At 72.0% G+C, this 13,573-nt stretch carries 13 protein-coding genes; 2 read left to right on the top strand and 11 right to left on the bottom strand.

Annotated elements, in window-relative coordinates:
- Positions 1 to 152 precede the first annotated feature (152 nt).
- On the bottom strand, positions 153 to 1,493 hold the full coding sequence (locus Van01_RS02460) for an aminotransferase class I/II-fold pyridoxal phosphate-dependent enzyme (protein ID WP_203998866.1): 1,341 nt from the start codon (positions 1,491 to 1,493) through the stop codon (positions 153 to 155).
- Between the two features lie 34 nt (positions 1,494 to 1,527).
- Here Van01_RS02460 and Van01_RS02455 point away from each other — a divergent pair, with 34 nt between their 5' ends.
- Both Van01_RS02455 and leuE read left to right on the top strand, forming a co-directional pair.
- Positions 1,528 to 2,772, top strand: a complete 1,245-nt coding sequence (locus Van01_RS02455; protein WP_203998849.1) for a bifunctional pyridoxamine 5'-phosphate oxidase family protein/GNAT family N-acetyltransferase — start codon at positions 1,528 to 1,530, stop codon at positions 2,770 to 2,772.
- Entirely contained in the window at positions 2,769 to 3,431 is a 663-nt protein-coding gene (leuE, locus tag Van01_RS02450; RefSeq protein WP_203998846.1) for a leucine efflux protein LeuE, read from the top strand. Before Van01_RS02455 ends, leuE begins: the two co-directional genes overlap by 4 nt.
- A 50-nt stretch (positions 3,432 to 3,481) precedes the next feature.
- On the opposite strand, the gene Van01_RS02445 is transcribed toward leuE, so the two are convergent.
- From Van01_RS02445 to Van01_RS02400, 10 genes are all read right to left on the bottom strand, one after another.
- Positions 3,482 to 4,423 carry a sporulation protein gene (locus Van01_RS02445; RefSeq protein WP_203998843.1) on the bottom strand — a complete coding sequence of 314 codons (942 nt, stop codon included), beginning with the start codon at positions 4,421 to 4,423 and terminating at the stop codon, positions 3,482 to 3,484.
- 11 nt (positions 4,424 to 4,434) lie between these two features.
- Positions 4,435 to 5,502 carry a hemolysin family protein gene (locus Van01_RS02440; protein WP_203998839.1) on the bottom strand — a complete coding sequence of 356 codons (1,068 nt, stop codon included), beginning with the start codon at positions 5,500 to 5,502 and terminating at the stop codon, positions 4,435 to 4,437.
- Positions 5,499 to 6,851 carry a hemolysin family protein gene (locus tag Van01_RS02435; RefSeq protein ID WP_203998836.1) on the bottom strand — a complete coding sequence of 451 codons (1,353 nt, stop codon included), beginning with the start codon at positions 6,849 to 6,851 and terminating at the stop codon, positions 5,499 to 5,501. Before Van01_RS02435 ends, Van01_RS02440 begins: the two co-directional genes overlap by 4 nt.
- 165 nt (positions 6,852 to 7,016) lie before the next feature.
- Positions 7,017 to 7,352, bottom strand: coding sequence for a monovalent cation/H(+) antiporter subunit G (mnhG, locus tag Van01_RS02430; protein ID WP_239098816.1), 336 nt, complete (start codon positions 7,350 to 7,352; stop codon positions 7,017 to 7,019).
- Positions 7,349 to 7,612, bottom strand: a complete 264-nt coding sequence (locus Van01_RS02425) for an MrpF/PhaF family protein (RefSeq protein WP_203998833.1) — start codon at positions 7,610 to 7,612, stop codon at positions 7,349 to 7,351. Before Van01_RS02425 ends, mnhG begins: the two co-directional genes overlap by 4 nt.
- Positions 7,609 to 8,205, bottom strand: coding sequence for a Na+/H+ antiporter subunit E (locus tag Van01_RS02420; protein WP_203998830.1), 597 nt, complete (start codon positions 8,203 to 8,205; stop codon positions 7,609 to 7,611). Before Van01_RS02420 ends, Van01_RS02425 begins: the two co-directional genes overlap by 4 nt.
- On the bottom strand, positions 8,202 to 9,704 hold the full coding sequence (locus Van01_RS02415; RefSeq protein ID WP_203998827.1) for a Na+/H+ antiporter subunit D: 1,503 nt from the start codon (positions 9,702 to 9,704) through the stop codon (positions 8,202 to 8,204). Before Van01_RS02415 ends, Van01_RS02420 begins: the two co-directional genes overlap by 4 nt.
- Positions 9,705 to 9,726: 22 nt before the next feature.
- The gene (locus tag Van01_RS02410; protein WP_203998824.1) at positions 9,727 to 10,188 is read right to left on the bottom strand and encodes a Na(+)/H(+) antiporter subunit C; all 462 of its coding nucleotides are present in this window, start codon (positions 10,186 to 10,188) and stop codon (positions 9,727 to 9,729) included.
- Positions 10,185 to 13,022: a Na+/H+ antiporter subunit A gene (locus Van01_RS02405; protein ID WP_203998821.1), complete on the bottom strand. Its 2,838-nt coding sequence runs from the start codon at positions 13,020 to 13,022 to the stop codon at positions 10,185 to 10,187. The genes Van01_RS02410 and Van01_RS02405 overlap by 4 nt, the downstream gene beginning before the upstream one ends.
- A gap of 148 nt (positions 13,023 to 13,170) precedes the next feature.
- Positions 13,171 to 13,551, bottom strand: a complete 381-nt coding sequence (locus tag Van01_RS02400; RefSeq protein ID WP_203998818.1) for a hypothetical protein — start codon at positions 13,549 to 13,551, stop codon at positions 13,171 to 13,173.
- Positions 13,552 to 13,573: the final 22 nt, after the last annotated feature.

The following is a 13,573-nucleotide window of genomic DNA, read 5'->3' as shown; positions in this document are numbered from 1 at the left end:
GGGGATGTTGCTGCCTCGAACCCATCCAGGCGACACATCCTGGGCACTGTCACCGCAACCCCAGCTCAGGCGGCAACGTCGGGGGATGGTGCTGTCGCACGTCTGCGCCGGGTGTGGGGTGGGTGGTGGGTGGTGGGTGGTGGGTGGGTCGGTCAGGCGGTGAAGCCTGGTGCGGGGGCGGGGCGGGCCGCGCGGGCGACCGCGTCGGCGAGCGGAGGGATCTCCTTCTCGTGCAGGTCGCTGACGGTGATGCGCAGCCCCGGCGGGCCGGCGAGGCGGTAGAGCGCGCCCGGCGCGACCGCCCAGCCGGCGTCCCGCAGGGTGGTCAGCGCGCTTGTCTCATCGTCCACGGGTATCCACACGTTGATCCCGGTGCGGCCGTGCGCGGGCAGGCCGCGCTCAGCCAGGGCGGTGATCAGGGCGTTCCGTCGCCGTTCGTAGCTCTCCGCCGCCCCGTCGACCAGGGCGGTCACCTCCGGATCGTCCCAGAGCGACAGCACGAGCCGTTGCAGCACTGTGGAGACCCAGCCGGCGCCGATCCGGATCCGGCCGGCCACCCGCGCCACAGTGGTCTCGTCTCCGGCCAGCACGGCCAGTCGCAGGTCGGGGCCGAAGGGCTTGCTCACCGAGCGGAGGAACGCCCAGTGGGTGGTCGCCCCGGCGAGCGGGTGCAGCGGTACGCGGGCCAGTTCGGCAGCGTGATCGTCCTCGATCAGCAGCAGGTCGGCACGTCCGGCGAGCAGAGTGCGCAGGGCGTTGGCCCGGTCGGCGGAGACCGCTGCGCCTGTGGGGTTCTGGGCCCGGCTGGTCACGATGAGCGCTCGCGCTCCGGCGTCCAGGGCCGCGGCGACTCCCGCGACGATCGGCCCGTCGTCGTCGATCGGTATCCCGATCGGCCGCAGCCCGAGGGCGGCGAGCAGGTCGAGCAGCCCGGCCCAACCCGGGTCTTCCACGGCGACCGCGTCGCCGTGCCGCAGGTGCGCGCCGAGCAGGCGCTCGATGCCGTCAAGCGCGCCGCCGGTGAGGGTCAGTCCGGGGGCGGGCACCCCGTCGGCGGCCAGCCGGGCCCCGGCCACCTCGGCCATCTCGGGGAGTACGCCGACGTCGGGATAGCCGACCGGGTCGTCGGCGGCGTCGGCGAGGGCGGTCAGGTGCCGACCCAGCGGTGGCAGCAGTCGCCTGTCGGGTGCGCCTCGGGACAGGTCCCGTAGCCCGGGTGCGGGTGGCGGGCGTAGCGCCGCCCGGCGGGCGGTGACAGGCGGTCGGGGGCGTACCCGGGTGCCGTGCCGACCGGCGGTGACGATGAGCCCCCGCCGACGCAGCTCGGCGTAGGCGCGGGACACGGTGGCCGGGCTGACGGCCAGGGCGGTGGCGAGGGCGCGGACCGGTGGCAGTGGGTCACCGGGGGCGAGGGCGGCGTCGCGGATGCCGGACTCGATGCTCGCGGAAATCTCGACAGCCGTCGAACCCGTCACCTGATAGCGTGCTGACACAAATATGGGATTGTACTAGAACAAAGGTGGAAGCATGTACCCGCACACCACCCGCACCACCGCCAGCCGTTACCGGGACCGGATGAGCTACGACCGGACCGCCGCGCACGCCGTGCTCGACGAGGCGTACCACTGCGCGCTGGGGTTCACCGTGGACGGCGAGCCCCGGGTGCTGCCGACGCTGCACGTGCGCGTCGGCGACACGCTCTACCTGCACGGCTCCACCGGCAGTCGACCGCTGCTCGCCGCCCGTACCGACGGCCTGCCGGTCTGCGTCGCGGTCACCCTTCTCGACGGGCTGGTCTACGGTCGCTCCCAGTTCCACCACAGCGCCAACTACCGGTCGGTGGTCGCGCACGGCACCGCTCACCTGGTCACCGACCCGGATGAGAAGGCCGACGTGCTGACCGCCCTGGTGGAGAAGGTCGGCACCGGCCGCGCGGCGGACAGTCGCCCCCCGAGCCGGCGGGAGCTGGCCGAGACCGCAGTGCTGGCGCTGCCACTTGTGGAGGTGTCGCTGCGCACCCGCACCGGCCAGGTAGGCGACGACCCGGCCGACCTGGGTCTGGCGCACTGGGCCGGGGTGGTACCGCTGCGGCTGACCCCCGGCCTGCCGGAGCCCGACGTCGGGGTCACCGCACCACTGCCGGCGTACCTGCGGCCGGACCGCTCGCCCTGGCACGAGCCGGCGGTGCTGCGCGGCGCCCATGTGCTGCTGGAGCCGCTCGATGAGGCCCACACCGACGAGTTGTACGCCGCCACCGACGACGCCGAGGTCTGGCAGCACCTGAGCCGACCGCTGCCGACCGGGCCGGAGCAGGTGCGTGAGGTGATCGTCGCAGCGCTCGCCGAACAGCACCGGCAGGAGCGGGTCGCCTGGGCGCAGCGCTGCGCGGTCACCGGCGCGATTGTCGGCACCACCTCGTACTACGAGATCGACCCGGAACGTCGGTCGGTGGCGATCGGGCACACCATGCTCGGCCGGCCCTGGTGGCGCACCGGGATCAACACCGAGGCGAAGCTGCTGCTGCTCACCCGGGCCTTCGAGGAACTCGACGCGGTGCGGGTGGTCTGGCACACCGACATTCGCAACGAGCGCTCGCAGCGTGCCATCGAACGACTCGGCGCGACCCGGGAGGGTGTGCTGCGGATGCACCGGTTGCGGCCCGACGGCTCGTGGCGGGACACCGTGCAGTATTCGATGACCGTCGACGAGTGGCCGAAAGCACAGGTCAGCCTGCGGGAAAGGCTTCGCTCTCACGCCACGTCGGCCCGATGATGTCGGACGTGCTGGGAATCACCGACCTGTGGACGTACGTGCTGGGCACCGTGGCCATCGTGCTGCTGCCCGGCCCCAACTCGCTGTTCGTCCTCTCCACCGCCGCCCGCCGTGGGGTCGGCGTCGGCTACCAGGCGGCGAGCGGCGTCTGGGTCGGTGACGCGATCCTGATGTTCCTCTCCGCCGCCGGGGTGGCCTCGCTGCTCAAGGCGTACCCGCCGATCTTCCTCGTGATCAAGTACGCGGGTGCCGCGTACCTGGGCTATGTGGGGTTGACCATGCTGCGCGGCGCGTGGCGGCGCTGGCGGGACCGCAACGACCCGAGCACGCCGCGGCTGATCGACGCCGCGGAGCCGGCGGCGACCCGCAGTCCGTTCCGCAAGGCGCTGGTAATCAGCCTGCTCAACCCGAAGGCGATCCTCTTCTTCGTCTCGTTCTTCATCCAGTTCGTCGACCCGACCTACTCCTGGCCGGCGCTGTCGTTCCTGCTGCTCGGCCTGATCGCCCAGGTGACGAGCGCGCTCTACCTGACCGCGCTGATCTTCGCGGGCACCTTCCTGGCCGCCCAGTTCAGCCGACGCCGCCGGCTGGCGGCCGGTGCGACAAGCGCGGTGGGCGCCCTCTTCCTCGGCTTCGGCCTCAAACTCGCCCAGGGCTGACGAACCGCGCCGGCACTCCCAGTGATGGGGGCGTGCCGGCGCGGGCGGTGTCAGGTGCCGCCGCCACCACCGCCGCCACCGCCCTCGCCGCCACCGACACCGGCGCCGCCCGCGTCGCCCCCGGGTTCCGGGCCGGGCGGTAGCGGCCGGTCGGGCGGACGACTGACGTGGGCCGACTCGGAGACAGGGGCCGACCAGTCGGCATGCGCCGCGGCGGCGGCGTGCCTGTTGATGGCCTCGCGCAGCCACCCGTCCACGGTGCTCACCCAGTCCCGCTTGTCGGCACCGACGTGCCAGATCCGGAACCGGCTGATGCTGGTGTGGGTGATCCCGGCCAGCGCCAACCGCCTGTCACACCAGAGGATCACCTCCAGTCCTGCGGAGTTGGCCACGAAGATCACCTCCAACTCGGTGATCGGCCCGGCGTAGAGCGGACCGACCCAGAAGCCCCACCGCTGATGCAGCGGCAGGGCCTGCTCCACGCCGGGCAGCCGAGCGTCGACGAGCCCGGACTGGCGGACGCTGAAGCCGAGCGTGTCCAGGGCGGCCAGCACGTGCTGCTGGGTCGGCAGTGGGTGGACGAAGACCGGCACCATCGCGCCCTGGTCCAGCGTGGCTTCGATCGCCACCTCGGTACGCAGTCCCATCCGCAGGCTGAGCAGCGGCACTCCACCCAGCGTGGTCACCGGCGTCTCCCACGGCACCGGGAACTCGAACGGAATCGAGCGGGCCCGTCCGGCCCGCAGCACCAGGGCGCCGGCCACCTGCGTCTGGTGGAACTGCACCAGCCGGCGGGGAGCCTCCGGATCGTCCGGCTCGGCCGCGCTGACCAGGCCGAGCCGGACGTGCAGGACCGGCACGTCGACGGAACCGGCGATGAGGTTCACCCGCCCCGGCAGTCGCAGGCCGGGGCGGGTGCTCGGGTTGGCCAGCGCGGTCTGCACCGTCAGGCCCGTACCGCCCGACCCCGGTGACACCCCCGTCAGCCGCACCCGTGTGCCCCCTATCTGAGCCGGCGTACCGCGCGTGGAATCGGATCGGTCTCGTCGTCGAACTCCCCGATGACCTCCTCCAGGAGGTCCTCCAGGGCGACGAAGCCGACCGGCCGGGTCGGACCACCGCCGTTGCGGACCAGCGCGAGTTGCGACTGCCGGGCCCGCATCACGGCGACCGCCTCGGTCACCGTGGCGGTGTCGGGGATCGTGATGGCGTCATTCATCAGGTCGGCCGCGATGGCGTCGGGTCGGCCGGCCGTGGCCCGCACCGCCTCCCGGACGTGCACCAGGCCGCAGACGTGACCGGCGGCGTCCAGCACCGCCAGCCGGGACCTGCCGCTGTCCCGGCTGACCTGCTCGATGCGGTCCACCGGATCGTCGCGGCGGACGGTCACGATCTGGTCGAACGGTTCCATCACCTGTGCCACGGTCGTGCCCTGCAACTCCAGCATGCTGGTGAGCAGTTCGTGCTGGGCGGCGCCGAGCAGGCCGTGTTCCCGGGACTGCTCCAGCAGCATCCGCAGCTCGTCGGGGCCGTGCACCTGGGCCAACTGGTCCTGCGGGTTGACCTTCACCAGCCGCAGCATCGCGTTGGCCACCGCGTTGAGCACCGACAGCACCGGACGGGCCACCCGGGCGAAGGCCCGGAACGGCAGCGCCAGCAGCAGCGCGGAGCGCTCCGGGTGGGTGATCGCCCAGGACTTCGGCGCCATCTCGCCGACCACCAGGTGCAGGAAGGTGACCAGGCTCAGCGCGAAGATCAGCGCGATCACATGGCTGGCGCCGTACGGCAGGCCGACGGCGTGCAGCAGCGGACCGAGCAGCCGTTCGATCGCCGGCTCGGCCAGGGCACCGAGACCCAGCGTGCACAGGGTGATGCCGAGCTGGGCGCCGGCCAGCATCAGTGACAGCTCGCGTACGCCGTCGAGGGCGGCCCGGGCCGCCCGGCCACCGCTGGCCGCGGCCTGTTCCAGGCGGTACCGCTTGCTCGCCACCAGAGCGAACTCGGCGGCGACGAAGAACCCGTTGAGCCCCAGGAGCACCACCGAGGTGATCAGCGCGAATCCGGTGCTCATGCGGTCACCTCCGCGGGCCCGTCGGTGAGTTGGAGGCGGACCGAGTCGGCCACGTGCCGGTCCACCGCGAGCACCTCGACCAGGGCACGCGGCGGGACCTGACCGTTGTCGCCGTCGGCCGGCAGGTTGATCTCCAACCGGTCACCGACCTCCGGCACCCGGCCCAGTTCCCGCATGACCAGGCCGGAGATGGTGTCGTACTCCGGGCCCTCGGGCAGGGCGATGCCGGTGCTGTCGGCGACCTCGTCGATACGCCAGCGGGCGGGCACCACCCAGGAGCCGTCGTCCTGCCGCGCGGGGGCCCGCTCCGGCGGGTCGTCCTCGTCGCGGATCGGGCCGACCAGTTCCTCGGCGATGTCCTCGAGGGTGATGACGCCCGCGAAGCCGCCGTACTCGTCCACCACGCAGGCGAGCTGGCGGTGCCCCGAGCGGAGCCGGTCCAGCACGGTGGGCAGCGGCAGCGTCTCGGGCACCAGCAGCGGGGGTACGGCCACCGCGCTGACCGGGGTGCTGGCGCGCTCGGCCGGCGGCACCTGGAGCACGTCGGCGATGCCGATCACGCCGACCAGGTCGTCGACGCCCTCCGTGCCGCGTACCGGGAAGCGGGAGCGGCCGGTGTCGAGCAGCTCGACCACCCGGCTGACCGGCTCGTGTGCCCGCACGGTGTGCACGTCCACCCGGGGCACCATGGCCTCACCCGCGGTCAGCTGCCGGAAGTCGAGCCCCCGGTCCAGCAGGGTCGACATGTCGGCGTCGAGGTGCCCCTCCAGCCGGGACTCGGCGATGATCTGTTCCAGGTCCTCCGGGGTGGCGCCGCTGGGCAGCTCCTCGATGGGCTCGATGCCGACCCGCCGCAGCAGCCGCACCGCAGACTTGTCGAAGAGCTTGATCAGCGGGCCGGCGATGGCCAGGTAGACCAGGGTGGAACGGGACAACGCCCGGGCCACCTGTTCGGGACGGGCGATGGCCAGGTTCTTCGGGGCCAGCTCGCCCACCACCATCTGCACCACAGTGGCGATGACCAGGGCCAGCGCGACGGACAACGGCAGGCTGACGCCTGTGGAGACGCCGGCCAGGCCGAGCAGCTCGGCCAGGCCGGCACCGAGGTACGGCTCGGCGGCGTAACCGACGAGCAGGGCGGTCACGGTGATGCCGAGTTGGGCACCGGAGAGCATGAACGACAGCCGTCCGGTGACCTCCAGGGCGCGGGCGGACGCCTGGTCACCCTCGGCGGCGCGTTGCTTCAGCTTGCCGCGGTCGACCGCGACGTAGCCGAACTCCTGCGCGACGAAGTACCCCGTCGCGACGGTCAAGACGATGATCAGAAGAAGGCCGACGAGGATCAACACGGGAGGTTCAGGGCTCCCGGGGTCGTCGGTCCGTGGGGATGCCGGGGCCTACCCGGCTGGCTACTGCTGCCCTCCTGGGCAGAAGAGTCGATCATGCGGTCATTCTACCGGCGTCGGGGTCCGGGTCGGGCGGGAGTGCGTACTCATTGTGGTCGCCCGGCCGGTTCAGCGGTCGGCCAGTTCGTCGGCGTCGAGCAGGTTCCGGTCCACCCGCCCGGCGCGGTACCCGGCCCGACCGATCATCTGCGCGGCGACCGGAGCGGTGGCCAGTTGAAAGACCCCGACCAGGACGATCATGCCCAGATCGGCGGGGCTGCGCAGCCGCAGCCCCAGGCCCAGCAGCAGGAGCAGCACACCGAGCACCTGCGGCTTGGTGGCCGCGTGCATCCGGCTCAGCGTGTCCGGGAACCGCAGCACCCCGATGGCCGCGGCCAGGCTCAGCAACGCTCCGGCGACCAGGCTGCCCGCGCCCAGCCAGTCGGCGACGTCACCCGGTGTCACGCCCGGTCCCGGACGGCGAAGCGGACAAGCGAGACGGAGCCGACGAAGCCGAGCAGGGCGAGCACCACGAGCACCGGCAGGGTGGTGGCGTGCCGGTTGACCGCCGCCTCCGCACCCACGGCGCCGACCATCGTGGCGAGCAGCATGTCGGCGGCGACGACCCGATCCAGCAGCGACGGACCCCGGTAGAGGCGGACGAGGGCGAGCAGAGCGGCCACCGACAGCAGGCTGGTGAGGACGATGGCGAGGAAGACGGTCACGGAGACTCCTTGTCGACGGGTCCGGTACGCACCCGGCGCAGTTCGGCGTTCGAGCCGACCGCCTCGACGATCCGCCGCTCCACCTCGCGGACCTGGGCCCGGTGGGCGTCGAGGTCGGCGGGGCCACGTACGTCGAGCACGTGCACGTAGAGGATTCCGGCGTCCCGGTCCACCTCCACGATCAACGTGCCGGGCACCAGCGAGAGCACCTCGGCGGTGAGGGCCAGGTTGAGGTCGGTGGGCAGGCGCAGCCGCACCGCGATGATTGCCGAACGGGGGGTGTAGCCGGGCTGCACCGCGATCCGGGCGATGTGGGCGCTGGCCCGGACCAGTTCGACGACGAACCGGCCGCCGAACACCAGCAGTCCCCACGGCCGGAGCCGGCCGTGGAAGGTGACCGGCGGCAGCGGGAAGAAGAGCAGCACCACGGCGGCGACAAGCAGCCCGCCCACCAGGTTGCCCCAGGTGAACTCCCCCCAGAACAGGTTCCAGGCCAGCACCAGCCAGCCGTAGGCGATCAACTGGTCACGCCACCGACCCATCCGGGTCTGCCGGTCCGCCGACGCGGGCGGCAGGGCGCCCGGCGCGGTCATGACGCTTCGCCCGGCAGGACGGCGCGCACGTACGGGGTGCGCTCGATCAGATCCGTCGCGGCCCGCCCGGTGTACTCGAACAGCGGACCCGCCACCACTGTCAGCGCCACCCCGAGCGCCACCAGGGCGACAGTGGCACCGACCATCAAGGCGGGCAGTCGTGCGGTAGGCGCGACCGTCTCGCAGGGTGAGCGCCAGAAGGCGATGTTCCACACCCGGCTCGCCACGTAGAGGGTGAGCAGGCTGGTCACGGTGCCCACGGCGACGAGCGTCCAGGGCAGCGGCCCGCCGGCGGCCACCCCGGCCTGGAGCAGGCCGAGCTTGCCCAGGAAACCGGAGAAGGGCGGGATGCCGGCCAGGTTCATCGCCGAGACGAAGAAGAGCACACCCACCATGGGTGCCAGCCGGGCCAGCCCGCCGAGGCGGCGCAGGTCGGTGCTGCCGGCCCGCTGCTCGACCAGTCCGGAGATCAGGAACAGGGTGGTCTGGATGGTGATGTGATGGACCACGTAGAAGATGGCGCCGACCAGCCCGGCGACAGTGCTCAGCCCCACCCCGAAGATCATGTAGCCGATGTGGCTGACAAGCGTGAACGACAGCAGCCGCTTGATGTCGGACTGGGCCACCGCGCCGAGGATGCCGACGAGCATGGTCAGGCCGGCCGCCACCATCAGCAGTTCCCCGGCCTGCTGCCCCGGGAAGAGCAGGGTCTGGGTCCGGATGATCGCGTACACGCCGACCTTGGTGAGCAGGCCGGCGAAGACCGCGGTGACCGGGGCGGGGGCCGTCGGGTAGCTGTCCGGCAGCCAGGCCGACAGCGGGAAGACCGCCGCCTTGATGCCGAAGGCCACCAGCAGCATCAGCTGAAGGCTCAGCCGTACGCCGTCCGGCAACGCGTCGAGCCGCGCGGTGAGCTGCGCCAGGTTCAGCGTGCCGGTGGCCGCGTAGACCAGGCCCACCGAGATCAGGAAGATCATCGACGCCAGGACGTTGACCACGACGTAGGTGGAGCCGGTGCGGATGCGGGGCGCGGTGCCGTTGAGGGTGATCAGCACGAAGCTCGCGGCGAGCAGCATCTCGAAGCCGACGAAGAGGTTGAACAGGTCACCGGCGAGGAAGGCGTTGCACACACCGGCGGTCAGCACCAGATAGGTGGGGTGGAAGATCACCACCGGGGAACTCTCCCCGGTCTCCGCCTGACCCTGCCCGATCGAGTACAGCAGCACGCAGAGCGTCACCGCCGAGGACACCACGAGCATCAGCGCGGCCAACTGATCGGCGACAAGCACGATGCCCACCGGCGCCGGCCAGCCGCCGATCTGCATCACCAGCGGCCCCTCCCGGTACGCCTGCACCAGCAGCACCACCGCCACCACCAGGCTCGCGCTCAGACAGCCCACGCTCACCGTCCGCTGGGTCCACGGGCGGCTGCCCAGCAGCAGGGTCAGCGCGGCGCCCAGCAGCGGCAGCACCACCGGCAGCGGCACGAGCGTGCTCATCGCCGCCACCGCCCGTACCGGCTCATCCCCGGTCCTCCTCACGGGGTGGGGCCGGCGCGTCGACCTGCTGCGGGTCGGCGACCGCGGGTTCGCTGGCCAGGTCGGCGGCGGACACCTCGCGCCGGGCCGCCCGCCGGACGATCTCCCGGTCCTCGATGTCGTCCGGGACCTCGTCGTCGCCGGTCAGATACCAGCTGCGGTAGCTGATGGCCAGCAGGAAGGCGGTGAAGCCGAAGGTGATGACGATGGCGGTGAGCACCATGGCCTGGGGCAGCGCGTCACTCATCGCGCTCTCGTCGCCGACCCCGACCACGGGCGGCTCCCCGGCCCGGCCGCCGAAGACGATGAGCAGGTTGACGCCGTTGCCGATCAGGATGACGCCGAGCAGGACCCGGCTCAGGCTGCGTTCCAGCAGCAAGGTCACCCCGCAGCCGACGAGGACTCCGATCGTGACGAAGGAGACCAGGTTGGCGCCCGCGCTCATGGCCGCGCCTCCCCTTGCCGACCGGCCAGCCCGCCGCCGGCCCCACCGGCCGTCTCGATGTGGCGGTCCACCTCGGCGCCGAGGCTGCGCAGCACGTCCAGCGCCAGACCGATCACCACCAGATACACGCCGACGTCGAAGAAGAGGGAGGTGACCAGGTAGAAGTGGCCGATCAGGGGCAGCCACAGGTCGACAGTGGTGCTCTCCAGCACGGTGCCGCCGACGACCAGGGAGACCACTGCGCTGCCGACCGCGAGCAGCAGACCGGCGCCGAGCACCGTGCCGGCACCGATAGGCGCCGCCTCGACCAACTCGTAGCGGCCACCGGCGAGATACCGCATGGTCAGGGCCAGGCTGGCCACCAGTCCACCGGCGAAGCCGCCACCTGGCGCGTTGTGCCCGGAGAAGAGCAGGTAGAGGGAGAAGAGCACAGCGGTGTGCGAGATCAGCCGGGTGACCACCTCCAGCACGATCGACCGTTGCCGCTCGTGCAGGGTGGCTCCACCGCGTAACCAGACCTCGCGGCCCGCGGGTTCCGCGTCCTCGGCGATCTCCCGTCGACGGGGACGGGGCCCGGTGCGGGACTGGTGGAAGATCAGACTCGCCACCCCGGTCGCGGCGGCCACCAGCACCGCGGCCTCCCCCAGGGTGTCCCAGGCGCGGATGTCCACAAGGGTCACGTTCACCACGTTGCGGCCGTGCCCCTGCTCCACCGCGAGGTGCGGGAATTCCTCGGAGATGGAACGCGCCTGCCGGGCCGCCGCGGCCCCGACCGCCAGCGCGGCGACAGTCGTACCGACGATCGTCCCGATGGTCCGCCGGATCCAGCGGCTACGCCGCAGCGGTCGCATCGAGAACCGCTCGGGCAGTCGACGCAGCACCAGCACGAAGATCGCGATGGTCATGGTCTCCACGAGGAACTGGGTGAGCGCCAGGTCTGGCGCGCCGTAGAGCACGAACAGCATCGCGGTGCCGTAGCCGGTCATGCCGACCAGGAGCATCGCTGTCAACCGTCGGCTGGCCCCCACGGCGAGCAGCGCGGCGACGCAGACCACCAGCAGCACCACCGGCTGCGCCGGGGTGGCCCACAGGTCCAGTGACTGCTCCCAGGGCCGGATGAGGAACACCGCCCCGCCCGGCACGGCGGCCAGGACGATCAGGATGAGACCCAGGTACTGCGGCAGCGATCCCCGCTGGGTGACGCTTGTGACGTCCACCGCGACCCGGTCGAAGCGGTGCGTGATCCACTCGTACCCCCGTTGGCCGGTGACCGGCCAGCGCAGCCTGGCCACCGCCGGGGCCAACGGGCCCCGCAGGGCGAACAGTGCGGTACCTCCGGCCAGGGCGAGTACGGACAGACCGAGGGCCGGGGTGAGTCCGTGCCAGAGGGCCAGGTGCTGGCCGACGGCACCGAAGAGTTCGGGGTACGGGCGGAGCAGGTGATCCAACGCTCCGGCGGCTGGCCCGGTGACGAGCCCGACGACGGCCAGCAGGGCCGGCGGGATCAACAGCGACGGCGCGATCCGGCCCAGATCGGTGGCGACGGCGCCGGAACGGTCGGCGAACGCACCCCAGACGAACCTGATGCTGTACGCGACGGTGAGCACGGTCCCGGCGACGAGCACCGCCAGCACCAGCGGCTGATCGGCGAAGGCGGCGAACACGGCCTCCTTGGCGACGAAGCCGAGCAGGGGTGGCAGTCCGGCCATCGACGCCGCGGCGAGCACGGCAACCCCGGTCAGCACCGGCGCGGTGCGTCGCAGCCCGGACAACGCGCGCAGGTCCCGGGTCCCGGCGCCGTGGTCGATCACGCCGACCACGAGGAACAGCGCCGCCTTGAACAGCGCGTGGGCCAGCAACATGGCGGCCCCGGCGAGCGCGGCGTCCGCGGTGCCCACTCCGACGACCACCGTCAGCAGCCCGAGCTGGCTGACCGTGCCGTGGGCCAGCAGCAACTTGAGGTCGGTCTGCCGCAGCGCCGCCCAACCGCCCACCAGCATGGTGGCCAGGCCGGCGATCACCACCACCGGCCGCCACGGCCCGACCACGGCGAGCACCGGGGTGAGCAGGCCCAGGAGATAGACGCCGGCCTTCACCATCGCCGCCGCGTGCAGGTACGCGCTGACAGGTGTCGGCGCGGCCATCGCCACCGGCAGCCACGAGGTGAACGGCAGCACCGCCGACTTGGACAGCGCGCCGAGGAGGATCAGCAGCACCGCGACGACCAGGTACGCCCCGCCGGGCAACGGCTGCTGCCCGAGTTCCGACCAACGGTAGGTGCCGGCGTGGTGGCCGAGCATCAGGAACCCGATGAGCATGGCCAGGCCACCGAGGGTGGTCACGGTGAGCGCCTGGGCCGCCGCCCAGCGGCTCGACCGACGCTCGCTGCTGTGCCCGATCAGCAGGTACGAGAAGACAGTGGTGAGTTCCCAGCACACGTAGAGCAGCAGCAGGTCGTCGGCGAGGACCAGCCCGAGCATCGCCCCGGCGAAGGCGACCATCACGCCCGCGTACCGCGAGTTGCCGAGCGCGTCCGGCGGGAAGTACCGGGCGCTGTAGCCGAGCACCAGCGCGCCCACGCCGCCGACCAGCAGGGTCATCAGCCAGGACAGGGTGGTCATCCGCAGCGCCAGGTCCAGCCCCAGTTCCGAGATCCACGGGTACGTCTCGACCACCGCACCGCCGTGGGCCACCTCGGGAGTGCGAACCAACGCCCAGCCGAAGGCGCTGGCCGGCACCAGGGCCAGCAGGTAACAGGCGCGCGGACCCCACCGGCGGACCAGCAGTGGCGCCACCACGGCCGCCACCAGGTGCAGGATCAGCAGTACGAGCACGCGCGCTCCCGGTCGAGGTGGCCGAGACGCCCCCCGGGGGTTGGGGCACCTAGGAGCGATCAGACGACAGTTCGGCGCGCTATGGATGCTTTTTCCGAAATGAGCACACTTTCGCCGTCAATGCGGCCGAAAGCGCGCAGCGACCGAATCAGTTGTGCGCGGCGACGTCCGGCGCGGCGCTCCCGCCGGCACGACCCGGGCGCCCGTCGACGACCAGGTCCGGCCGACCGAGCTGGAACGCGGCCCTGTTGACAAGTCGCTGGGCGGCGGCCAGGGAGCGGACGGACAACAACCGGCCACGGCTCTCGCGACGCAGCACGAAGTAGTGCACGGCGGCCCGCACCTGGGCCCGGTCGGCCGCGCTGGCCTGCGCGGTGGAGACGACAAGCTCACGTAGGCAACTGGCGAGCCGCTCGGCCAACTCGAGATCGGGGCCCTGCAACCCGGCGCGCAGGGCTGTGACATGGCTGTCTACCTTGCGGATCAGGACGTCGGTGCCGGGTCCGGAACTCCGCTCCTCGACGGCCATCCGACTCCCTCCACCGCTCGCC

Source organism: Micromonospora andamanensis, from assembly GCF_016863495.1.
Lineage (GTDB): Bacteria > Actinomycetota > Actinomycetes > Mycobacteriales > Micromonosporaceae > Micromonospora > Micromonospora andamanensis.
The sequence above is the reverse complement of the archived record's forward strand: the minus strand, read 5'-3'. Positions and strand labels throughout refer to the sequence as shown.